This window comes from Streptomyces sp. NPDC008121, from assembly GCF_042957155.1.
In the GTDB taxonomy this organism is placed as follows: Bacteria; Actinomycetota; Actinomycetes; order Streptomycetales; family Streptomycetaceae; genus Streptomyces.
The window spans coordinates 60,203-83,458 of the sequence record NZ_JBIBHT010000006.1 but is presented as its reverse complement, the minus strand read 5'-3'; the positions used below and the strand labels follow the sequence as shown (position 1 = coordinate 83,458).

Below are 23,256 nucleotides of genomic sequence, written 5' to 3'. Positions count from 1 at the left end.
GCGTTACGTCGAGTGTGGCACACTCGAACTCACTAACGCAACGGGAGTAGCAATTGAGCGATGAGATGGTGGGCGACGCGACGCCCGCGCCCGGCAGCCGACGCCCCGGCGGCCGCACCGCGAGAACCCGGGCGGCGGTTCGCGACGCCGTACTGACCGGCCTGTCCGAGCACGGCTATCCGGCCCTCACCGTCGAGTACGTGGCGGAGCACTCCGGGGTGCACAAGACGACGCTCTACCGCCGCTGGGGCGACCTTGAGGGGCTTGTCGCGGACGCCTTGGACCTGGCGGGCGAGGACGACTGGACGCCGCCGGACACGGGCAGTCTCGGCGGTGACCTGCGTGCCCTGGCCCAGGAGGTGGCGGACTCGTTCGCCGACCCGGCGGCCGCCTCCGCGCCGACCGCGTTCGTCGCCGCCGCCTTCCAGTCGGAGCGGGCCGCCGACGCGCTGCGCGCCTTCTACGCCGAGCGCTTCGGTCGCTGCGAGAGCGTCGTCGCGCGGGCCGTGGCCCGCGGAGAGGCGCCCGCGGGGACCGACGCCGGTGCGGTCGTCCGGGCCGTCTCGGCACCGCTGTTCCTGCGCTTGTTCGTGACACGCGAGCCGGTCGACCGGGCTGTCGCGGACCAGGCGGCCCGATCGACACTGGCGGCGGTCACGGCCGGAGCGTTTGCCGCCGAGTGAGGGCAGTAGGGCGCCGCTCGCGGCACACGGACGCATCGCCGACCGGCCGGACCACTCGGATCACTCCGGTCGACGCGCCGCCAACCGCTCAAGTCGATCCCGCCGCCCCACCACCGACCGTGCGGCCCGCGGACCGCTCCAGACCACTCAGACCACTCAGACCGTCCAGGACGGCTCGAGCTGCACCACGTCCCCCGCCAGCGCCGCCACGTCGGCCTCCGTCTGGGCGCGCAGCCCGAGTCGCTCGACGCGTTCGGCGCGGTACTTGCCGTGCTCCGCCGCGGAGCGCCACAGCGACAGCACGAGGAATTCGTTCCCCGGCGCCTCGCCGAAGACCCCGCGCAGCATTCCGGGGGAACCGGCCATCGCCGGGTTCCACACCTTCTCCTGCATCAGGGCGAAGTGCTCCACCCTGCCGTCGTGGATGCGGCAGTGAGCGACCCGTGCCACGTCCGCGTCGGTGAAGCGCGGCTCGAAGCCCGTCTTCACGTCGAAACGGTGGTCGAAGAGTTTGACCTGGGCGTTCCTGAACGTGCCGGTCTGCGCGGCTGCGAGACGGTCGTGGGACCTGGCCATGAAGGAGTCGTAGAACGCCCGGCTCTCCCAGAACGCGAAGACGTGGGCGACACCGGGCCTCCCCCGGCTCCATCCCCCGCCCTGCCCTCGGAAGCCCGGCTCACCCAGCAGCCCCGCCCATTTCCGCTGCCCCCGCTCGAACCCTCGACGGTCCACCACGGTGCAGCGAATCCACTTGACCAGCACCGCGCCATCCTAGGGGGCCGAACGGGCCCGCGGTCAGAGTACGGAGGAGTGCATGCGCTCCAGTCCGGCCGGAGCGAATGATCACCGTGCGGGGCCTCGCCACCGACCGCCGTTCGCGGCGGGGGCCCGCCCCCGCCAGGTCGCCGCCCTCGCGCGGCGCGCATGACACCATGAACAAGGTGCCCGCGACCACGGGCAGTTGACCGGATCGGCAAGGCGACGCGTACGCGAGCGCGGAGAGGGGATTCACCGTGAGCGGTCTCAACAAGGGGGTCGGCAAGGTCGAGGTGACGCTCAAATGGGATCCCGCCCCGATCGGCGCCCCGGCGCACGACCTGGACCTGATCGCGGGCGTCTACACGGCGGACGATCCGTTCGGCACGCCCGACTACCTGGTGCACTTCGACAGCCGCTCCCCCGACGGCACGATCACGCTCAACCGGGACAGCCGTACGGGGCAGGGCTTCGGCTACGACGAGGCGATGACCCTCGAACTGGAGCGCCTCGCGCCCCGCTACGCGCGCGTGGTGGTGGGCGTGGCCATACAGCAGGGCGGCGGGCGCCTGACGTTCGGCGACATCGCCAACACGGGCGTACGGGTCCGCGAGGGCTACACGGACCTGGCGGAGCACGACTTCGCGACGGTGGCCGACGCCACCGCGGCGATCATCGTGGAGTTCAGCCGCGACGGAGGCACCGACTGGTCGTACCACTCGACCCCGCGCGGCTTCGACACCGACCCGGAGACCTTCACGGCCCTGATGGGCGCCCGTCACCCCTGACCCGCTCCGTGCCCACCGACGCGATGCCGACGTGACGACACCCGAGCCCGGCGCTACAGACCCGGGCTCGCGTGTCGTCGCTCGCGATCGCGGAAGGCACGCAGCCTCAGCTGAGGCGCCCCGTGCTCGGCGAGCCACTCCATCCGGTGGTCGCCCGACGCGAGACCGGCGCGGGCGGTCTCGGTCCACTCCTCCCGGTCGAGCACCGAGAGGTACGTCGCCCGGATCGCCGCCCACTGTTCCGGGTCGCATCCCCCGGCCTCGGGAGACTTCTCGGTCAGGTACGCGGTGAGCAACCCGACCGTGCAGTAGCGCGCGAGGGACGGACGGAGCGAACCCACATGCCGGCCATAAGCCTCCAGGACGGCTCGCGCATGGGGGTAGCGGTCGAGGGTGAGCCCCATCCCGCCAGAGCCACTCATCACGTAGAGCAGCCGACCGGTGTGGTCGACCATCTCCCGATCGGTGCCGAGGTCCGCAAGCGACTCGTGGAGTCGGCCGACGGTGGCGACCTGACCGGCGAAGTACCCGTTGAGGCCGTCGCCGTCGCACGCTCTGCGAAGCAACCATGGGCGGGCCACTGGGTCGTCGAGTCTGCAAAGGGCTTCGACGACATAGACCCGTCCCCAGCCGGTGACGCGCTCGCCGAGCCAGAGCAGCGCCTCGACTCCTCCTGGCCGACTCTCCAGACCACGGGCCGCCAGTGGCCCGAATTGCAGGGAGAGAAGCCCGATCGTGCGCATCAGAGGGACGTCTTCGGCCGTTCCTACGGCCGCCAGCAAGGCAAGCCCCACGGTGACGGCGCAACGATCAGTGCCGTAGCGGACCAACCAGCGGCCCGTTCGAAGGACGCGCTCCCTGTCCGCTCGCTCAGCCGCGGCGGCGATGTGATCGTTGTCGTGGATCGGGATGTAGACGTCGTGGAAGGCGTCGGCCACCGCGCGCGGGGAGGAGGATCGCGCGAAGTGCGCGTCCAGGATGCGCGCCGCATCCCGGCCGGCCGAGCGCCGGTCCTCCGGTGCCTCGGGGCCACGCCGGCCCCGATGCGACGTGTCGTCGGGGTAGGGCTCTCCCCGGTGTGGAAGCGGTTGTTCCGGAGCGAGCCGGTGCAGCCGGAGCGCATGCTCGAACAGAGGTGTCGGCGATACGGGCACTCCTGCCCGGGTCGTCTCGCTCATCGGCGGACGGAGGACTCGATTCTCTTGATCATGCCCTGAGCATGCCATCGCGTCGCTCGCCGCGACAACGCCTTTCGGCCGGAGACGACGGAGAGGGGCCGCCCGGAAGGCGGCTCCCTCTCTCATGCGCGGGTCGAACGACCCCCGCGAGGAACACCCGTCATCCGACGCGACGTGGATCCCGCGTCGCGTCGGATGACGTTCCGTTCGTCGTCAGCTGCAGCCGCTGGTCGAGCCGCAGCCCTCGCAGATGTAGCAGGAGCCCGCCCGCTGCATCTTCGTACCGCAGGAGAAGCAGAGCGGCGCGTCCGCGCTGATGCCCAGCTGCATCTCGACGAGCTCCGCCGAGGTGTGCGCCTGCTTGGGGGCCGGGGCCTCCGCCTGGGCGGTCGGGGCGGCGACGGCCTTCAGGGTCTCGGTCTGGCGCGGGGCGGACTGGGCCAGGCCCTCGACGTCGACCTCGTCGTCGGTCGGCTCGTAGGAGCCGGTCTCCAGGTGCCGCTGACGCTCCTCGGCCGAGTGGATGCCGAGCGCGGAGCGGGTCTCGAAGGGCAGGAAGTCCAGCGCCAGGCGGCGGAAGATGTAGTCGACGATCGACTGCGCCATCCGCACGTCCGGGTCGTCCGTCATGCCGGCCGGCTCGAAGCGCATGTTGGTGAACTTCGAGACGTAGGTCTCCAGCGGCACGCCGTACTGCAGACCGACGGAGACGGCGATGGAGAAGGCGTCCATCATGCCGGCGAGGGTCGAACCCTGCTTGGACATCTTCAGGAAGACCTCGCCGAGACCGTCGTCCGGGTAGGAGTTGGCGGTCATGTAGCCCTCGGCGCCACCGACCGTGAAGGAGGTGGTGATCCCCGGACGGCCCTTGGGGAGGCGCTTGCGGACCGGACGGTACTCGACGACCTTCTCGACGGCCTCGCGGATCGTCGCCTCGGACTTCGCGGTGACCTCGGCCTTCTCCGCCTCCTTCTTCTTGGCGGAGAGCGGCTGGCCGACCTTGCAGTTGTCGCGGTAGATGGCGAGCGCCTTGACGCCCATCTTCCACGCCTCGAAGTAGACCTCCTCGACGTCCTCGACCGTCGCCGTCTCCGGCAGGTTCACGGTCTTGGACAGCGCGCCGGAGATCCACGGCTGGATGGCGGCCATCATGCGGACGTGGCCCATCGCGGAGATGGAACGCTCGCCCATGGCGCAGTCGAAGACCTCGTAGTGCGCGGTCTTCAGGCCGGGGGCGTCGATCACATTGCCGTGCTCGGCGATGTGGGCGACGATCGCCTCGATCTGCTCCTCCTGGTAGCCCAGGCGGCGCAGGGCCTGCGGGACAGTGCCGTTGACGATCTGCATCGAGCCGCCGCCGACCAGCTTCTTGAACTTGACCAGGGCGAGGTCGGGCTCGAGGCCGGTGGTGTCGCAGGACATCGCGAGACCGATGGTGCCGGTCGGGGCGATGACCGAGGCCTGCGCGTTGCGGAAGCCGTTCTTGGCGCCGAGGCGGATCACGTCCTGCCAGGCTTCCGTGGCGGCGGCCCAGACCGGCGAGTCGAGGTCGTCCATGCGGACGGCCGTGGTGTTGGCGTCGGCGTGCTGCTTCATGACGCGCTGGTGCGGCTCGGCGTTGCGGGCGTAGCCGTCGTACGGACCGACGACCGCGGCCAGCTCGGCGGAGCGCTTGTACGACGTGCCCGTCATCAGCGAGGTGATGGCGCCGGCCAGGGCGCGGCCGCCGTCGGAGTCGTACGCGTGGCCCGTGGCCATCAGCAGGGCGCCGAGGTTGGCGTAGCCGATGCCCAGCTGGCGGAAGGCGCGGGTGTTCTCGCCGATCTTCTGGGTGGGGAAGTCGGCGAAGCAGATGGAGATGTCCATCGCGGTGATGACCAGCTCGACGACCTTGGCGAAGCGCTCGGACTCGAAGGACTGGTTGCCCTTGCCGTCGTCCTTGAGGAACTTCATGAGGTTCAGCGAGGCGAGGTTGCAGGACGTGTTGTCCAGGTGCATGTACTCGCTGCACGGGTTCGAGCCGTTGATGCGGCCGGACTCCGGGCACGTGTGCCAGCGGTTGATCGTGTCGTCGTACTGGATGCCCGGGTCGGCGCAGGCCCAGGCGGCCTCGGCCATCTTGCGGAACAGCTCCTTGGCCTCGACCTCCTCGATGACCTCGCCGGTCATGCGGGACGTCAGGCCGAACTTCCCGCCGGCCTCGACGGCCTTCATGAAGGTGTCGTTGACGCGGACCGAGTTGTTGGCGTTCTGGTACTGGACGGACGTGATGTCGTCGCCGCCCAGGTCCATGTCGAAGCCCGCGTCGCGCAGGGCGCGGATCTTCTCCTCTTCCTTGACCTTGGTCTGGATGAAGTCCTCGATGTCGGGGTGGTCGACGTCGAGGATGACCATCTTGGCGGCGCGGCGGGTGGCGCCACCCGACTTGATCGTTCCTGCGGAGGCGTCGGCGCCGCGCATGAAGGAGACCGGGCCGGAGGCGTTGCCGCCGGAGGAGAGGAGCTCCTTGGAGGAGCGGATGCGGGAGAGGTTCAGGCCGGCGCCGGAGCCGCCCTTGAAGATCATGCCCTCTTCCTTGTACCAGTCGAGGATCGACTCCATGGAGTCGTCGACGGACAGGATGAAGCAGGCGGAGACCTGCTGGGGCTGCGGGGTGCCGACGTTGAACCAGACCGGCGAGTTGAAGCTGAAGACCTGGTGCAGGAGGGCGTAGGCCAGCTCGTGCTCGAAGATCTCGGCGTCGGCGGGCGAGGCGAAGTAGCCGTGCTCCTCGCCGGCCTTCGTGTAGGTCTTCACGATCCGGTCGATGAGCTGCTTCAGACCGGTCTCGCGCTGCGGGGTGCCGACGGCCCCGCGGAAGTACTTGCTGGTGACGATGTTGACCGCGTTCACCGACCAGAAGTCGGGGAACTCGACGCCACGCTGCTCGAAGTTGACCGAGCCGTCGCGCCAGTTGGTCATGACGACGTCACGACGCTCCCAGACCACCTCGTCGTACGGATGCACGCCAGGGGTGGTGTGGATGCGCTCGATACGCAGGCCCTTGGCGACCTTGGTTCCCTTGGCGCGGGATCCTCGTGCCGAGCCGCTCGCCGTCTCTGTCATGCCGCCTCCCATATACGGGCAAAACACGCTGAAGTGCCCAGATAGTCCCAGGGCACCGTCTTCTTGTCTGCTGCCACGAGCACCACCGAGGGCGCTCCTGACACGTCTTTTCGGCCGCTCGGCGACCGGTCTCGCCGGACCTCGGGTCCGGCCCGCCGGTCAGTCGGCGGCGGTGGCGGTGGCGGGAACGGGGACCTCGGGGGTCGCTCCGGTCCCGCTCTCCACTGCGGGAGGCCGCTGCCCGCGGAGTTCCGCGATGGCGGCCTCGAAGTCGTCCAGGCTGTCGAAAGCCTTGTACACGGATGCAAAGCGCAGGTACGCGACGAGGTCGAGCTCCTGCAACGGGCCGAGGATGGCCAGCCCCACGTCATGGGTGGTCAGCTCGGCGCTTCCGGTGGCGCGCACCGCCTCCTCGACCCGCTGGCCGAGCTTGGCGAGGGCGTCCTCCGTCACGGGCCGCCCCTGGCACGCCTTGCGCACGCCGGAGATGACCTTCGTACGACTGAAGGGCTCGGTCACACCCGACCGCTTGATCACCATCAGCGAGGCGGTCTCCACCGTCGTGAAACGGCGGGAGCAGTCGGGACACTGGCGGCGGCGTCGGATCGACGTCCCGTCGTCGGTGGTGCGACTGTCGACGACACGGCTGTCGGGGTGCCTGCAGAAAGGGCAATGCATGGTTCCGACCCTCCCTCACGGCACGACTGAAAAGCCCCACCGGGCCCGCCAGGGCCCCTCGAAGCGACCACCAGCATAGGCGATGCGTGCACCCCCGGCAGACCCGGGGACCACAACTTCTGGGCGGCTGATGCAATCCAACCACTAGATCTGGTGGCGAAGCGCTTTTCCGCCCCTTCGCGCGTGTCGCGCGGCGCGGCGCACGGACAGTCGCCCGGGGCCGGGTCAGAGGGTACGGGAAGCGCGCGGTGCCGCCGATTCCGGGGCCCCCGATGCCACACTGACGGAGGGCCCCGCCGCCCCGCGGACCGACGCGGAAGGCTACCGTGGCGACCGCATTCCGACTGGAGTCCGAACCGGCATATACACCCACCCGCGTGAACGCGTAAGGCAATCCGCGAATTTTCACTCGAACGTGTGTTTGGCGCAACCTTTCGAAAGCCACTACCGTTGTGCCAGCCAGGGAGACCATTCGAGAGGGGCCGACGACGTGACCACCACCGCAGACAGTGCCACCATCACCGCCCAGGACCGCTCCCAGGGCCGACTCGAGCCGGTGCATGCCATGAACGACACAGTCATGAACGGGGACGGGGAGCCTGGCCGGCCCGCGCGTTCGCTGCCGGGACGACCTCCGGGGATCAGGGCGGACAGCTCCGGCCTCACCGACCGGCAGCGGAGGGTCATCGAGGTCATCCGCGACTCGGTCCAGCGGCGGGGTTACCCCCCGTCGATGCGCGAGATCGGCCAGGCGGTGGGCCTCTCCAGCACCTCCTCCGTGGCGCACCAGCTGATGGCCCTCGAGCGCAAGGGCTTCCTCCGCCGCGACCCGCACCGCCCCCGGGCCTACGAGGTACGCGGCTCCGACCAGCCCAGCACCCAGCCCACCGACACCAGCGGCAAGCCCGCCGCGTCGTACGTCCCCCTGGTCGGCCGGATCGCCGCCGGTGGCCCCATCCTCGCCGAGGAGTCGGTCGAGGACGTCTTCCCCCTCCCCCGGCAGCTGGTCGGCGACGGCGAGCTGTTCGTCCTCAAGGTCGTGGGCGACTCCATGATCGAGGCGGCGATCTGCGACGGCGACTGGGTCACCGTGCGCCGCCAGCCGGTCGCGGAGAACGGCGACATCGTCGCCGCCATGCTGGACGGCGAGGCGACCGTGAAGCGCTTCAAGCGCGAGGACGGCCACGTCTGGCTGCTGCCGCACAACGCGGCGTACCAGCCGATCCCCGGCGACGAGGCCACCATCCTCGGCAAGGTTGTGGCGGTCCTGCGGCGCGTGTGACACCACGCGCCGGCTCTGACCGGGCCCCGGGACCCACTGCGCCGGTCCCGGGGCCCTGCCGTGTCCTCACGCGGACTGCACCCTTCCGGCGACCGCCCACCGCTGCCCGACCCCACTGCGATCGCCAGGCCCGCGCCACGCACCACCCTGCACACGGCGCCGGTCCTGCGGCCCCCAGGGCGCGACGGTTCCGGCGCGCCCCCGGGGATCGCTCAGACGCCCGCCGCCTTGGAAACCGCGTCGATCGCCGCCAGCGACTTCCGCACCTGGTTACGGTCCGTCGTGTACCAGAAGTCGGGCAGTGACGCCTTCAGATAGCTGCCGTACCGAGCCGTGGCCAACCGCGGATCGAGAACGGCGACGACACCCCGGTCGCCCGTGGCGCGCACGAGACGGCCGGCGCCCTGCGCCATCAACAGCGCCGCGTGGGTGGCCGCGACGGCCATGAAGCCATTGCCCCCCGCCTCCTCGACCGCCTTCTGGCGCGCGCTCATCAGCGGGTCGTCCGGACGCGGGAAGGGGATCTTGTCCATGACGACGAGCTGGCAGCTGGCGCCCGGGACGTCCACCCCCTGCCACAGCGACAGCGTGCCGAAGAGGCAGGTCTTCGGGTCGGCCGAGAAGTTCTTGATCAGCTCGCCGAGGGTGTCCTCGCCCTGGAGCAGGATCGGGAGCTCGGGGATGCGCGTGCGCAGCTCCTCCGCGGCCAGCTGGGCCGCCCGCATCGAGGAGAACAGACCGAGGGTGCGCCCGCCGGCCGCCTGCATCAGCTCCGTGAGCTCGTCCAGCATGTCGCCGCGATCACCGTCGCGCGCGGGCCGGGCCAGATGCTTCGCGACGTAGAGGATGCCCTGCTTGGGATAGTCGAACGGCGAGCCGACGTCGATGCCCTTCCACACCGGGATGTCGTCGCCCTCCGTGCCCTCCGGAGCGAGTCCCAGAGAGGCCCCCACACCGTTGAAGTCGCCGCCCAGCTTGAGGGTGGCCGAGGTGAGCACGACGGACCGGTCCGCGAAGAGCTTCTCGCGCAGCAGGCCGGAGACGGAGAGCGGGGCGACCCGCACCGAGGCGCCGAACCGGTCGTGCCGTTCGTACCAGACGACGTCGTATTCGCTGCCCTGGACGATCCGCTCGGCGACGCCGTGGATGCTCTCCACCGACGCCATCGCCTGCTTGCGGACGGCGTCCTCGTCCTGGACCGACTTGTCCCGGGTCGACCCCAGGGCGGTGATCACCGCGCGGGCCGCGTCCCGCAGCGCCATCAGCGCGTACGACAGATCCTCCGGGATCTCCTCGAGCCGGCCCGGAAGGGCCAGCTCCATGACCCGTTCGAAGCCCTCGGCCGCGGTCTGCAGCTGATCGGCGGTCTTCTCGTCGACCAGTCTCGCGCTCCGCCGGACCGCTCGGTTGACCTGGCCCGGGGTGAGCTCGCCCGTGGCGACGCCGGTGACCCGGGAGACCAGCTCGTGCGCCTCGTCCACGATCAGCACCTCGTGCTGGGGAAGGACGGGGGCGCCCTCGATCGCGTCGATCGCCAGGAGGGCGTGGTTCGTGACCACGACATCGGCGAGCTTGGCCCGCTCGCGGGCCGCCTCGGCGAAGCACTCCGCGCCGTACGCGCACTTGCTCGCCCCGAGGCACTCGCGGGACGAGACCGACACCTGGGCCCACGCCCGGTCGGAGACGCCGGGGGTGAGGGCGTCCCGGTCGCCCGTCTCGGTCTCGTCCGACCAGTCCCGCAGCCGCAGCAGGTCCTGGCCGAGCTTGCTCGTGGGCGCCGCGGCCTCGAAGGGGTCGAAGAGCCCGTCCTCCTCCTCCTGCGGCACGCCTTCGTGGAGGCGGTGCAGGCAGAGATAGTTCGACCGCCCCTTGAGCATGGCGAACTCGGGGCGCCGCCGCAGCTGCGGGTGGAGGGCGTCGACCGTGCGCGGGAGGTCACGCTCGACCAGCTGGCGCTGGAGCGCCAGCGTGGCCGTGGCCACCACCACCCGCTCCCCGTGCGCCAGGGCCGGCACCAGATAGCCGAGGGACTTGCCCGTGCCGGTGCCGGCCTGGACGAGGAGGTGGGAGCTGTCGTCGATGGCCTCGGCGACGGCTTCGGCCATGGACACCTGGCCAGGCCGTTCCACACCGCCGACGGCGGAGACTGCGGCGTGGAGGAGTTCGGGGAGGGATGGCTTCGTCATAGCGCTTCCACCCTACGGCGCGGCACTGACACTCGGGATCACGCGAGCGGATTCGGGACGGTGCCGTGGACGGCCGCGTGCGGCCGGACCGGGCGGTCGCGGTAGCCGTCCAGGTGCAGACGGTTGCGGTTGAGACAGAGCCGCTCGATCCGCGGCCTGAGGAGATCGAACAGCTCGAACCGTTCCTTCAGCTCCGGGAAGCGCGCCTGGTGGCGAAGGATCTCCGCCCGCACCATGGCCCAGAAATCGGTTTCCGGCACGCGGAGTTGCTCCTCGCACAGCGGCGCCAGATAGCGGAAGACGCCGACGAAGAGACCTGAATGGATGAACTGCGTGAGGAAGCCCGGCTCCTCCGTGAGCAGGACGCTGCGGACGTCCTCGGGCATGGTGTCGTGCTCCGGCAGCGGCAGGGCGCTGACGTTCACGTCGTCGACGAAGTCCTTGATCGCCAGGCGCACGGGGACGTCGTGGTCGTCGTAGACCACGATGGCGTTCTCGCCGTGCGGGGAGAAGACCGTGCCGTACTGGTAGAGGAAGTGCAGCAGCGGCGGCAGCAGGGCGGCGAAGAGGTGCTGGAGCCAGACCGCGGGGCGGAGCCCGGAGCGCTCGACCAGCTCGGCGACGAAGGCGCGCCCGTCCGGATCGGTGTGCAGCAGGGCGGCGAGGGTGCGGGCGCGCTCGCCCGGGGGCAGCCGCAGCGGTTCGCGCCAGATCGCGCCGAGGAGTTCCTTGTACTGGTACGGCACCTCGGGCAGCCGGTCGTAGAGGGGGTGCTCCACGGTGACGGAGGCGACCTCGCCGAGGAGGATCACTCCGCACTCGTCGCGGAGGAAGGGGTCGGCGTCGCGCAGTCCGTGGACCCAGGAGGTGACGGCCGGGGCGGCGAGGGTCCGCTCGGTGGGGAGGCCCCGCCAGACGAGGGTGTTGAGGACGGAGAGCGGCAGTTTGACGGTGTGCCGGTCGGGGCGGCTGGTGTTGAGGAACGTACGGACGGACTGCTGCGGCAGGCGCAGGTCGCCGTCGGAGGGGAGCGGGACGATGGCTCCGGAGGCGACGGCGGGGGCGTAGAGCGGGAGCAGGGTCTCGTCCCACTGCCAGGGGTGGACGGGCAGCAGGAGGTACGTGTCGGGGTCGAGGCCCCGGCCGCGCAGCTCGGCGCGGAAGGCGTCGCGCACTGGGGGGTCGAGCTCGCCCGCGTAGAGCCGGTCGGGGGTGCCGAGACCGGGGACCCCGCGGTAGGAGGCGAGCTCGGTGCTGACCGCGATCCAGGGGAGGCGGGTGGCGCGGCGGGCTTCGGGGGCCCAGTGGGCGGCGTCGGCCGCGGAGAAACCGATGCGGCCCTTGTTGAGGACGAGCCAGGGGTGACCGGTCTGGTGGCCTTCGAGTTCGGCGTAGCCGAGGTCCGCGAGCCGGGCCGCGGGGAGCGCGGTGTGGTGGAGGCGGGCGTCCGCGACGAGCGTGGTGGTCAGCTCCCGGATGAGGTGGCCGAGGGTCGCGCCGTCGATGCCGAGGAGCCGGTGGGCCCGGACCAGGAAGTCGAGGGGGTCGGTCAGCGGCCGGCCGTCGAGGGTGATCGACTCGGGTGCGACGCGCCAGCTTCCGTACGCGCCACGGCCGGCGGAGAAGGCGAGGACCGACCCGTCGTCGAGGCGGAGGGTGTGGGACAGGACGCCGGTGGTGTTGTGGGAGCCGAGGGCGGGGGCGGTGCCGCCGGGGTCGTCCGCGGGGACGGGTTCGATGATCTCCTCGTACGCGAACTCGCCGAGGGTCTTAGCGAGGAGGCGGGAGCAGACCAGGTCCCACGCGGCGGCGTTCAGCTCGGGGGGTGAGAGCGGTGCGGAGTCATGGGTGGCAGGGGACGACGGCACGGGGACTCCTCGGGGTGGTGACCGCTGTGGGTGAGCGGTGTATGGACGGCAGAGGGGGGTTCACAGGACGTCTCGGAGGGCGCGGTCGCGGATCATGAGGGCGGCTCGTTTGTCGGGGAGCTCGACCTCCGCGGAGAAGCGGAAGCCGGCGCTCAGGAAGGCGGAGACGGACGGGGTGTTGCGTACGTCGGGTTCGGCGATGACGCGGGTGCACCGGGGCCGATGGTCCAGGACGAGGTCGGCGACGGCGCGCAGCAGGGTGGTGCCGATGCCGTGCCCGCGGTCGGCGACGCCGCCGATGAGCAGGTGGATGCCGGTGTCGTGGGGGCGGGCGGGGTAGTAGCGGGCGAGCGGGTCGAGATCGGCGCGGTAGATCTCGAAGTAGCTCATGGGGGTGGTGCCGAGGACCCCGAGGCAGGGCACGGTGCGGCCGTCGCCGTCGAGTTGGCCGCGGAGGTGGTCGGCGGTCACGGTCTCGGGTCCCGCCAGCTCCCAGAAGGCGGCCACGGCCGGATCGTTCATCCAGCGGCTGATGAGCGGCACGTCCCGTTCGATCCGTACGGGTACGAGCCGGAACGGGCCGGCGGGGGTGGTGGCGGGCTTCCAGGCGGGGACGTCGTCGAGCAGGTCGCCGCGGGTGGTCACCGCGGTCTCGCCGCCGACCGCCAACGGGGCAAAAAGTTCCTCGGGCAGGCGCATGTCCAGGGTGTCGTCGCAGCCCGGGTCGGCGTCGGGGGCGTACAGGGCGTCGGCATCGGGCGGGGCGGCGGGGTCGGACACCGTGCAGGACGTGACGTCGGGATCGGTCCGGTCGACGGCGGAGGCGGTGGTCGCGTCGGTGGGGGACACGGTGACGTTCTCCTCTCGGCAGTACGGCGAAGGGGTGTGGTCGTCGGTCGGCGATGGAGTGCGGCTGCCGCCGGGGGCTTTCAGCTGCGGAGCGGGTTGGTGATGGTGACGTACACGGACTGGGTGTCGACGGGGCCGACGAGTTCGTCCAGGCCGTGGAGGCGGGTCAGGAGGTTGGCCTTGCAGCGCAGGGTCGCGGCCTCCAGGAGCCGGTGCGGCAGCGGCGAGCCCAGGCCGGTCGCGGAGGCCAGGAACTGCCGGAAGCCGGCCAGCAGGACGCGTTCGTCGGCGAGGCGCTGGGAGCCGAAGGCCCCGATGAGCCCGAGGACGTTGTTGATGCCGAGGTAGTAGGCGAAGCGCTCGTCGGTGACCTGGTCGGAGACGAAGGTGTCGCTGGCGAGGCCGATGCCGGGCAGCCGACCGGTGAGCTCGTCGCGGTGGGACTCGCGGAAGTAATAGCCCTGGTTGTCGCGGTAGCGGCCGCCGACGGGCCAGCCTTCGGGGTCGAGGAGAACGAGCGTGTTCTGCTGGTGGGCTTCCAGGGCCACTCCTGCGGCGCCGTCGAGCCAGAGCACGGGGCGGACGACCTGGTCGAGATAGCGCAGGAACCACTCGGCGGCGACCGCCGTGGTGGGGCGGCCGGTGCGGGCGGCGAGGCGGGTGACGATGTCGGCGAGGCGGGACCGCATCCGGCTCGTGCCGGGCCAGGGGCGCGGGGCGGTGAGGGCGGCGATGCAGACGGCGTCGTCGCCTGCGGCGAAGGGGTTGTGGCGCACCATGACGTCGAGGCCGGGGACGGGGGTGCCGTCGAGGGCGTCGACCGCGAGCCAGGCGGGGTCGCGGACGATGTCGAAGCCGGGGTTGGCGGCCTGCCACTGGTCGACCAGGCCGGTGCGCAGGAGCCGGTGGACCTCGACGCCCCGGTGGAGTTCCTTGCGGAGGTTCTCGCGGCGGGAGTTGGTGATGCGGACGCCGAGGGAGAGCTTGAGCATCGTCCGGGCGCCGGGGCGGTGCACGGTGCGGACGGAGGAGGTGGGGTGCCAGGCGCCGCCGTGGGGACCGAGGTCGTGCAGGAGGCCGGCGTCGAGGAGGGCGGCGACGGCGGGCCGGTGGAGCAGTTCGCGGGCCTGCCAGGGGTGGAGGGGCAGCGGGACGGTGCCCGGGGGCGGCGCGAGGCCTTCGGCGAGGCCGGTGGCGAGCTGTTCGGCGGTGACCGGCCGGCCCTGTTCGGTCCAGGCGGAGTCGGAGGCGAGGACGGCGCGGTCGACGGCCATCCAGTGGAGGGGGAAGGAGCCGTACAACTCCGGGGAGTAGAGGCGGATCTCCGCCTCGGAGAGTCCTTCCCGGCTCTTCGGCGTCGGGTGGAGTGGGTGGCCGAGGAGCAGGGACTGTTCGGCGCTGAGGAAGAGGTCGGCGTCGAGGCCGGGGCGCGGCCGGCGGCGGCGGTCGGCGATGAAGTCGGCGGTGCGGCGGGCGGAGTCGGCGACGCGGCCGACGAGGTCGGTGCCTTCGGAGCGGCCGGTCTCGCGGCTGAGCAGGGCGGCGACGGTCACGGCGTCGACCGCCGGGGCGGTGGCGGCGAGGCCTTCGAGGGCGGGGGCGCCGAAGCGGTGCCAGCCGGTGGGCGACCAGTAGCGGACGGGGACGAGGAGGGCGGTGCCGCTGGCGTCGAGGGGGACGCGGAGGGTGCCGGCGTCGGGGGCGGGGAGGTTCTTCTCGCGTACCCAGCAGCGCAGCAGGTTCTCGATGGTCGCGGTGTCCGCGGCCCGCTGCGGGTCGGGGTGGTCGAGGGGGTCGAGAGGGGCGTCGGCGTGGCTGTCGCCGTGGTCGTCACGCCGGCCGGCGCCCTCGCCGTCGCGGTGCTCGTCACAGGCCGTGGCCGAGGCCCCGGGCGCCGCGGCCGGGTGCGGCGCGGGCCGGGGGTCGTACGGACCGGAGTGCTGGCGGGGGACGGTGGCCGGCTCGACGGTGAGCGGGCCGAGCGCGGCGCTGCCGGAGTCGGACGCTTCGGAGGCGGGAGTGGCGTTCACGGGGGCTTCCTTGTGAGGGTGTCCGGTGTTCGGTCCGGGATCAGTGGGAGGGTCCGGTCGCGGCCCGGCGGTGCACGGAGGGGGTACGCACGGTCCGGGGGTGCGCGGCGGGGACGGGCGGGCCCGGACGGTGGGCGCGTTCGGCCGCGGCCAGGGCGTCGGCGAAGCGGTCGAGGACGGCCTCGGCCTGTTCGTCGGTGAGGGTGAGCGGCGGCAGCAGGCGGACGACTCCGGCGTGACGGCCGCCGAGTTCGACGATGAGCCCGCGGTCGAGGCATTCCCGCTGGACGGCCGCGGCGAGGGCGGGGGCGGCCGGCGGTGCGAGGACGTCGGGGGCCGGGCCGTCCTCGGCGGCCGGCCGCGGCGTCGCGTCGGCGTACGGATCGACCAGCTCGACGCCGATCATGAGGCCCCGGCCGCGGACGTCGCCGACGCAGGGGTGGTCGGCGGCAAACCCCTGGAGCCGGCCGAGCATCCGTGCGCCGAGGGTGGCCGCGCGGTCGGCGAGCTTGTTCTCCCGTACGTACGCGAGGGTGGCGGCACCGGCGGCCATGGCGAGCTGGTTGCCCCGGAAGGTGCCGGCGTGGGCGCCGGGCTCCCAGGCGTCGAGCTCGGATCGGTAGACGATCACGGCGAGGGGGAGGGAGCCGCCGATGGCCTTGGAGAGGACCATCACGTCGGGCACGACACCGCTGTGCTCGACGGCCCAGAAGGTCCCGGTGCGGCCGACGCCCGTCTGGACCTCGTCGGCGATGAGGGGGATGGACCGGGCGGCGGTGATCGCGCGCATCCGGCGCATCCAGGCGTCGGGGGCGGGGATGACACCGCCCTCGCCCTGCACGGGTTCGAGGATCATCCCGGCGGGGGTGGTGACGCCGCTCTTGGGGTCGTCGAGGAGGTTCTCCGTCCAGCGGGCGGCCAGTTCGGCGCCCCGGTCGCCGCCGACGCCGAAGGGGCAGCGGTAGTCCTGGGGGTAGGGCAGCCGGGTGACGCGTACGTCCGTGGCGCCGCCGGAGGCGTCGAGGGCTCCGGCGGTCATGCCGTGGTAGGCGCCGGTGAAGCTGAAGAGCCCGCCGCGGCCGGTGGCCGTCCGGACGAGTTTGAGGGCGGCCTCGACGGCGTCCGTGCCGGCCGGCCCGCAGAACTGGATGCGGGCGTCGTCGGCGAGTCCGGGCGGGAGGGTGGCGAACAGCTCGGTGGTGAAGGCGTCCTTGACCGGGGTGGCGAGGTCGAGGACGTGGAGCGGGGCGCCCGAGTCGAGGACCTTGCGGACGGCTTCGAGGACCACCGGGTGGTTGTGGCCCAGGGCCAGGGTGCCCGCGCCGGAGAGGCAGTCGAGGTAGCGGCGGCCGTCGGCGCCCTCGATGGTCAGCCCGCGCGCCCGGACGGGCACGATCGGCAGCGAGCGGGCGTAGGTGCGCGCCGCGGACTCGCGCAGCGACTGGCGGCGCAGGATGCCCTCGTGGGCGCCGGTTTCGCCGGTGGGCCGCTCTCCCGAGGCCCGCTCCCCCGCGCGTTCCCGTGCGGGCCGCTCCCCCGGGGCCCGTCCCTCGGGGATCCGCGCCGCGGGGGCCCGCTCCCCCGGGGTCCGCTCGCCCGCCGTTGTCTGCGCGGCCGTGGGTACGGCCGGAGCTGATTCGGTCACGGCCACGCTCGGTGTCCTCCCGCTGTAACAGTTGCGTTGCACATCGGTACGTCGCTCGACCGCGCGTACGACGGCCGTGAACGCTTCCTGGGGATCCCCCGTACGTACCAACGACGCGGGGTCCCGGGGATCACGGGCCAATTCCAAGATCCTTGACGGGGCCGGATCACAGCCCGGCAACGGCTGTACGGGGTCCGGAACCGCGGACCTGCCGCACGCCGTCCCCACCGGCACCGGCATCATGGGGGCCGCGCCCCGGCGGCGGTCGACGGCGCCGGAGCGGTTCACCACGGTTCACACACGCACAAGTTGACGTAGTCCCAGGGGGATCTCGAGATGCGATCTATTCGTCCGCTGCTGGCCTCGGCAGCCGCCGTCGCGGCGTTGACGCTGACGGTGACGGCCTGCGGGCCGACCGAGGAGAACGCGGGCGACAAGCCCAGCGCTTCCGCGACCCCGTCCGCCGGCGGGAAGGTCACGATTCCGGAGGACCTCAAGGACCGCCTCAAGGAGCGCGGGATAGACCTAAACAAGTGGCGGAACGGCGAGTGGAAGAACTGGGACCGCGACACATGGCTGCGTGAGGCCCAGGACTACGTCAACCCGATCATCGAGGACCTCTGGAACCCGGACCGGATGCGGGAGGCCGAGCGCCCCGACAAGCCGGTCGAGGAGGAGGACATCTCGGGTGACGAGGGGGTCACCGACCCGACGCCCGACCCGGTCAGGGCGAAGGCCGTGGGGACGCCGTACCACTCCAGTGCCCCCGCGGCGGGCAAGGTCTTCTTCGACGGCCCGCAGGGCTCGATGGTGTGCTCGGCCACGGTCGTGCGGGACCCGGCGCACCCGGGGAAGTCCAACATGGTCTGGACGGCGGGCCACTGCGTGCACGCCGGCAAAAAGGGCGGCTGGTACCGCAACATCGCCTTCGTGCCCTCGTACAACGACAGCGGCAAGCCGACCTCCCAGCTGGAGAACGCGACCCGTGAGGACGTCGCGCCGTACGGCGTGTGGTGGGGCGAGTGGGCGCAGACGTCCGAGCAGTGGATCGCCCAGGGCGCGGCGACCGGTGGTCAGGGCGCGCCGTACGACTTCGCGGTGATCCATGTGACACCGGAGAAGGGCGGCACGGGCAAGTCGCTGGAGGAGACGGTCGGTTCGGCGCTTCCGGTGGAGTTCAACGCCCCGGCCGCGCCGAAGATCGCGGGCATGACGGCGACCGGTTACCCGGCCGGTGCCCCCTTCGACGGCCAGAAGATGTACCAGTGCCAGGACAAGCCGGGCCGCCTGTCGGTGAAGGCGGACCAGCCCACGATGTACCGCATCGGCTGCACGATGACCGGCGGTTCGTCCGGTGGCGGCTGGGTCGCCCCGGGCAAGGACGGCAAGCCGGCGCTGGTCTCCAACACCTCGATCGGCCCGGTGACGGCCGGCTGGCTGGCCGGGCCGCGGCTGGGCGCCGAGGCCAAGGGCGTCTACGACGAGGTCAGCAAGAAGTACGCGGGCCGCTAGGCCGCGTCCGGAAAGTATGCGGCAGGGGTCGGCGTCCCGGAGGCGCCGGCCGCCCGCTCACGGGGCCGTGAGGCCCGATCGGTACGGGTTCGGAGGCGGGCCCCCACGGGGTCCCGCCTCCTTCGTGCGGGCATACTGTGCACCGCTAGTGACGCGTCCATGGCAACCCCCTCGGGGTGTCCGTGGCGCGGGAAACATCCCAGGGGGATTTCGACTCATGCGTTCGACAAAACTTCTGCCGGCCTTCGCCGGCCTGGCCGTGGCGCTCTCGCTGGCGGCCACCGGCTGCGGTCCGACCGAGACGCCGGCGGCCGACAAGCCCGCCGCCGCGACCACCGCCACCGCCGAGCCCACCGCGGGTGGGAGCGGCAGCGCACTTCCCAAGGACCTGGCCGACAAGCTCAAGAAGCACGGCGTCGACCCGGACAAGTGGAAGGACGGCGAGTGGAAGAACTGGGACAAGGACACCTGGCTCCGTGAAGCCGAGGACTTCGTCAACCCGGTGATCGAGGGGCTGTGGAACCCCGAGCGCATGAAGTCGGCGAAGAGCCCCGACCCCACGATCACCGCCACGGCGGGCGCCGGCGGCAGCGACCCGGTGCCGCGGCCGGTCCAGGCGCAGCGTGAGAAGACGCCGTACCACCGCAACGCGGCGCCGGTCGGGAAGATCTTCTTCGACTCGCCGCAGGGCCACATGGTCTGTTCCGGCACCGTCGTGAAGGACCCGCGCCGGCCCGGGAAGTCCAACCTCGTGTGGACGGCCGGCCACTGCGTGCACGCGGGTCAGAAGGGCGGCTGGTACCGCAACATCGCGTTCGTCCCGGCCTACAACGACCTGGGCAAGTCGGCGTCCTCGCTGAACAACGCGCGGTCGCACGAGGTCGCTCCCTACGGCCAGTACTGGGCCGACTGGGTCGTCACCTCGGGTGCGTGGATCAACCGCGGCGGCACGAACGCGGCCTGGCCGTACGACTACGCCGTGATGCACGTGCAGCCGGAGCGGGGCGGGAAGTCGCTGGAGGAGACGGTGGGCGTCGCCTTGCCGATCGACTTCTCGGCACCGACCGCGGCCCAGGCAGGCTCGATGGGCGCCTGGGGCTACCCGGCCGCTCCGCCGTACAACGGTCTGATCATGCACAAGTGCCTGGACCGGCCGAGCCGGCTCAGCACGGCGCCCGCCACGCCCACGATGTACCGCATCGGCTGCACGATGACCGGCGGCTCCTCGGGCGGCGGCTGGATCCGTACGATGCCGAACGGCAAGGTGGCGCTGGTGTCGAACACCTCGATCGGCCCGGTCGGCGGCAACGGCTGGCTGGCCGGACCGCAGCTCGGCAGCGGCGCTAAGGACGCGCACGAGATGGTGAGCAAGAAGTTCGCCCGCTGATCCGCGGGCACGTCACGCGGAAGGCCCCGCCCCCCTTGCCTGAGGGGGCGGGGCCTTCTCGCGTGGAGCGCCTTGGGTGTCCGGTCAGTGCGCGGCCGGGACGTACGGCATCAGGAACGCCGCCAGCTCCTCATGCACACGCGCCTTGAGCAGCGTGCCCTCCGGCGTGTGCTCCTCGGAGAGCACCTCGCCCTCGGCGTGCGCCCGCGAGACGAGCCCGCCCTCGGTGTACGGCACGAGCGCCTCGATCTCGACCTGCGGCCGGGGCAGTTCGGCGTCGATGAGCGCGAGCAGCTCGTCGATGCCCTCGCCCGTGCGCGCCGAGACGGCGATCGCGTGCCGCTCGGCCCGCATGAGCCGCTGCAGCACGAGCGGGTCGGCCGCGTCCGCCTTGTTGACGACCACGACCTCCGGCACGTTCACCGCGCCGACGTCACGGAACACCTCGCGGACGGCGGCCAGCTGCTCCTCCGGGGCGGGGTGGGAACCGTCCACGACGTGGAGGATCAGGTCGGAGTCGCCGACCTCCTCCATCGTGGAGCGGAACGCCTCGACCAGGTGGTGCGGCAGGTGCCGGACGAACCCGACGGTGTCGGCCAGGGTGTACACCCGGCCGCTGGGCGTCTCGGCCCGGCGGACGGTCGGGTCGAGGGTGGCGAACAGCGCGTTCTCCACCAGCACGCCCGCACCGGTCAGCCGGTTGAGCAGGGAGGACTTGCCGGCGTTCGTGTATCCGGCGATGGCGACCGACGGCACCTTGTTACGGCGCCGCTCCTGCCGCTTGATGTCGCGGCCGGTCTTCATCTCCGCGATCTCCCGGCGCATCTTCGCCATCTTCTCGCGGATCCGACGCCGGTCGGTCTCGATCTTGGTCTCACCGGGACCACGCGTGGCCATGCCGCCACCGCCGCCGCCACCCATCTGACGGGACAGCGACTGGCCCCAGCCTCGCAGTCGCGGCAGCATGTACTGCATCTGCGCGAGCGCGACCTGCGCCTTGCCCTCTCGGGACTTGGCGTGCTGGGCGAAGATGTCGAGGATCAGCGCGGTCCGGTCGACCACCTTCACCTTGACGACGTCTTCGAGGGCGATGAGCTGTCCGGGGCTGAGCTCGCCGTCGCAGACGACGGTGTCCGCGCCGGATTCGACGACGATGTCCCGCAGCTCGCGTGCCTTGCCCGAGCCGATGAAGGTGGCCGGGTCCGGCTTGTCACGGCGCTGGATCACGCCGTCGAGCACCAGCGCGCCCGCCGTCTCGGCGAGGGCGGCCAGCTCCGCGAGGGAGTTCTCCGCGTCCTGGACGGTCCCCGAGGTCCATACGCCGACCAGCACGACGCGCTCCAGGCGCAGCTGTCGGTACTCGACCTCGGTGACGTCCTCGAGCTCGGTGGAGAGGCCCGCCACGCGCCGCAGAGCCGCGCGCTCGGAGCGGTCGAACTGGTCGCCGTCCCGCTCTCCGTCGATCTCGTGGCTCCAGGCGACGTCCTCTTCCATCAGGGCATCGGCCCGAAGGCTCTCGGTGCGGCTCGTCTCGGCGAAGCTCTGCTCGTCCTGGGAAGGGGAAGAAGAGGAGGTCATTGGATCCTTTACGTCGATGGAAACTCGTTGCGTCGGTCTCAACACACGGCGGCACGGAAAGATTCCCGGGCGGCCCCGTCGCCGACCCCACGATGGTGTCACGCCCGGGGGCGGCGCGTCATCCCGGTTTCCCGGGGTTCGGCGCCGCTGCCGGACACGGGGAGCATCGTCCTGGTATCGGAGCGTTCGGCCGCCGTGGGGCGCCGAGGTGCGTCAGCCCGGGGTGGCGGCCTTCGCCGGCTGGGGGGCGCGGCTGGTCCAGTCCGGGTGCCCGGGCATGGGCGGGGTCTTCTTCGCGTAGAGCCAGCCGGCGAAGAACCCGGTGAGGTCGCGGCCGGCGACCCGGGACGCCAGCGCGGTGAAGTCGGCGGTGCTCGCGGTGGCGTCCCGGTGCTCGCTCACCCAGCGCCGCTGGACCACCTGGAACGCCTCCTCGCCGATCTCGCGCCGCAGCGCGTACAGGACCAGGGAGCTGCCGTCGTACACGACGGGACGGAAGAGGCTGATCTTCTGCCCGGGTGAGGGCGGCGCGGGGGCGGCCGGGGGGCCGCCGGCCGCCCGCCATCCGTCGGAGGCGGCGTAGGCGGCCTTCATCCGGCGCTCCAGCGGCTGCTTGCGCACCTGGTCGGCGTAGAGCGCCTCGTACCAGCTGGCGTGCCCCTCGTTCAGCCACAGGTCGGACCAGGAGCGGGGCGAGACGCTGTTGCCGAACCAGTGGTGGGCCAGCTCGTGGACCATGATCGAGTCGACGTACCAGTCGGGGTAGCCGGGCTCGGCGAACAGCCGGCGCTCGAAGAGGGAGAGGGTCTGCGTCTCCAGTTCGAAGCCGGTGTCGGCGTCGGCGACGAGCAGGCCGTACGTCTCGAAGGGGTAGGGGCCGACCTGGGCCTCCATCCACTCCAGGTGGCCGGGGGTCCGCTTCAGCCAGGGCTCCATGAGTTCCCGGTCGGCGGTGCGCACCACGTCCCGCAGGGGCAGGCCGTGCGGGCCCGTGCGGTGGACGACGGTGGTGTCGCCGATCGAGACCTGGGCGAGTTCGGTCGCCATGGGGTGGGCGGTGCGGTAGGTCCAGGTGGTGGTGGCGCCGTGCTCGGTCCGGCCGGTGGGCAGTCCGTTGGCGACGGCGGTGAGGGCCCGTGGGGCGGTGATGCGGAAGGTGAAGTACGCCTTGTCGGCGGGGTGGTCGTTGGAGGGGAAGACGCGGTGGGCGGCGTCGGCCTGGTTGGCCATGGCGAGGCCGTCGCCGGTGCGGACCCAGCCGCCCGTGTCGGCAGGTCCCGACGGGTCGCTGGTGTGGGCGACCTCGATCTCCAGCGGGTCGCCGTCCTCGACGGGCCCGGCCGGGGTGATCACCAGGTCCTCGCCGCTGGTGGCGAAGTCGGCCGGTGCGCCGTCGACGGTGACGGAGGAGACGCGGCCGTGGGTGAAGTCGAGGTTGACGCGCTCCAGGTCCGCGGTGGCGACCGCCTCGATGCGGGTCACGGCGGCGAGGGGCTCGGTGTTGCGGCCTCCGTAGCGGAGGTGGATGTCGTACGAGCGGACGTCGTACCCCGGGTTGCCGAGGTGGGGGAAGAGCGGGTCCCCGATGCCGAGCGGTGCGGGCGCGGGCAGCGCGGCGGCGACGAGCCCGGCCGAGGCGGCGACCAGGACGGCGGAGCGGAGCCACCGCGCGCGTGGGGAGGTGGTTCGGGAGGTGAGCGGCATGAGCTACGGCTACCAGTGCGCCGGCTC

16 protein-coding genes are annotated in these 23,256 nt (G+C 71.8%); 5 read left to right on the top strand and 11 right to left on the bottom strand.

Features of this window, described 5'->3' with window-relative positions:
* Positions 1-65 precede the first annotated feature (65 nt).
* Positions 66-683, top strand: a complete 618-nt coding sequence (locus ACFZBD_RS20910; RefSeq protein WP_391142202.1) for a TetR/AcrR family transcriptional regulator C-terminal ligand-binding domain-containing protein — start codon at positions 66-68, stop codon at positions 681-683.
* Between the two features lie 156 nt (positions 684-839).
* Here ACFZBD_RS20910 and ACFZBD_RS20905 read toward each other — a convergent pair whose 3' ends face one another.
* Entirely contained in the window at positions 840-1,445 is a 606-nt protein-coding gene (locus ACFZBD_RS20905; RefSeq protein WP_391141387.1) for a DUF4937 domain-containing protein, read from the bottom strand.
* A 251-nt stretch (positions 1,446-1,696) separates the two neighbouring features.
* Here ACFZBD_RS20905 and ACFZBD_RS20900 point away from each other — a divergent pair, with 251 nt between their 5' ends.
* On the top strand, positions 1,697-2,227 hold the full coding sequence (locus ACFZBD_RS20900; RefSeq protein ID WP_391141385.1) for a TerD family protein: 531 nt from the start codon (positions 1,697-1,699) through the stop codon (positions 2,225-2,227).
* Between the two features lie 53 nt (positions 2,228-2,280).
* On the opposite strand, the gene ACFZBD_RS20895 is transcribed toward ACFZBD_RS20900, so the two are convergent.
* From ACFZBD_RS20895 to nrdR, 3 genes are all read right to left on the bottom strand, one after another.
* Positions 2,281-3,405, bottom strand: a complete 1,125-nt coding sequence (locus ACFZBD_RS20895) for a hypothetical protein (RefSeq protein ID WP_391141383.1) — start codon at positions 3,403-3,405, stop codon at positions 2,281-2,283.
* 213 nt (positions 3,406-3,618) lie between these two features.
* Positions 3,619-6,510, bottom strand: a complete 2,892-nt coding sequence (locus ACFZBD_RS20890) for a vitamin B12-dependent ribonucleotide reductase (RefSeq protein ID WP_391141380.1) — start codon at positions 6,508-6,510, stop codon at positions 3,619-3,621.
* Positions 6,511-6,669: 159 nt separating this feature from the next.
* A complete protein-coding gene (nrdR, locus tag ACFZBD_RS20885; protein ID WP_391141378.1) occupies positions 6,670-7,188 on the bottom strand; it encodes a transcriptional regulator NrdR in 519 nt (172 codons plus the stop codon).
* A 490-nt stretch (positions 7,189-7,678) separates the two neighbouring features.
* Between nrdR and lexA the strand changes: the two genes are divergently transcribed.
* Complete coding sequence (lexA, locus tag ACFZBD_RS20880; RefSeq protein ID WP_365713772.1) at positions 7,679-8,470, top strand: transcriptional repressor LexA; 792 nt, start codon at positions 7,679-7,681, stop codon at positions 8,468-8,470.
* A 212-nt stretch (positions 8,471-8,682) separates the two neighbouring features.
* On the opposite strand, the gene ACFZBD_RS20875 is transcribed toward lexA, so the two are convergent.
* From ACFZBD_RS20875 to ACFZBD_RS20855, 5 genes are all read right to left on the bottom strand, one after another.
* A complete protein-coding gene (locus tag ACFZBD_RS20875; protein ID WP_391141375.1) occupies positions 8,683-10,656 on the bottom strand; it encodes a helicase C-terminal domain-containing protein in 1,974 nt (657 codons plus the stop codon).
* A 38-nt stretch (positions 10,657-10,694) separates the two neighbouring features.
* Positions 10,695-12,524 carry an IucA/IucC family protein gene (locus ACFZBD_RS20870; protein ID WP_391141373.1) on the bottom strand — a complete coding sequence of 610 codons (1,830 nt, stop codon included), beginning with the start codon at positions 12,522-12,524 and terminating at the stop codon, positions 10,695-10,697.
* 60 nt (positions 12,525-12,584) lie between these two features.
* Positions 12,585-13,373, bottom strand: a complete 789-nt coding sequence (locus tag ACFZBD_RS20865) for a GNAT family N-acetyltransferase (RefSeq protein ID WP_391141372.1) — start codon at positions 13,371-13,373, stop codon at positions 12,585-12,587.
* Between the two features lie 80 nt (positions 13,374-13,453).
* Entirely contained in the window at positions 13,454-15,403 is a 1,950-nt protein-coding gene (locus tag ACFZBD_RS20860) for an IucA/IucC family protein (protein WP_391141369.1), read from the bottom strand.
* A gap of 40 nt (positions 15,404-15,443) precedes the next feature.
* Complete coding sequence (locus ACFZBD_RS20855) at positions 15,444-16,859, bottom strand: diaminobutyrate--2-oxoglutarate transaminase family protein (protein WP_391142199.1); 1,416 nt, start codon at positions 16,857-16,859, stop codon at positions 15,444-15,446.
* 525 nt (positions 16,860-17,384) lie between these two features.
* Here ACFZBD_RS20855 and ACFZBD_RS20850 point away from each other — a divergent pair.
* Together ACFZBD_RS20850 and ACFZBD_RS20845 are read left to right on the top strand one after the other, a co-directional pair.
* Positions 17,385-18,560 carry a trypsin-like serine peptidase gene (locus ACFZBD_RS20850; protein WP_391141367.1) on the top strand — a complete coding sequence of 392 codons (1,176 nt, stop codon included), beginning with the start codon at positions 17,385-17,387 and terminating at the stop codon, positions 18,558-18,560.
* A gap of 217 nt (positions 18,561-18,777) precedes the next feature.
* Positions 18,778-19,947: a trypsin-like serine peptidase gene (locus ACFZBD_RS20845; protein WP_391141364.1), complete on the top strand. Its 1,170-nt coding sequence runs from the start codon at positions 18,778-18,780 to the stop codon at positions 19,945-19,947.
* Positions 19,948-20,031: 84 nt separating this feature from the next.
* Here ACFZBD_RS20845 and hflX read toward each other — a convergent pair whose 3' ends face one another.
* A complete protein-coding gene (hflX, locus tag ACFZBD_RS20840) occupies positions 20,032-21,525 on the bottom strand; it encodes a GTPase HflX (RefSeq protein WP_391141361.1) in 1,494 nt (497 codons plus the stop codon).
* A 213-nt stretch (positions 21,526-21,738) separates the two neighbouring features.
* Positions 21,739-23,229 carry a M1 family aminopeptidase gene (locus ACFZBD_RS20835; RefSeq protein WP_391141358.1) on the bottom strand — a complete coding sequence of 497 codons (1,491 nt, stop codon included), beginning with the start codon at positions 23,227-23,229 and terminating at the stop codon, positions 21,739-21,741.
* Between the last annotated feature and the right edge of the window lie 27 nt (positions 23,230-23,256).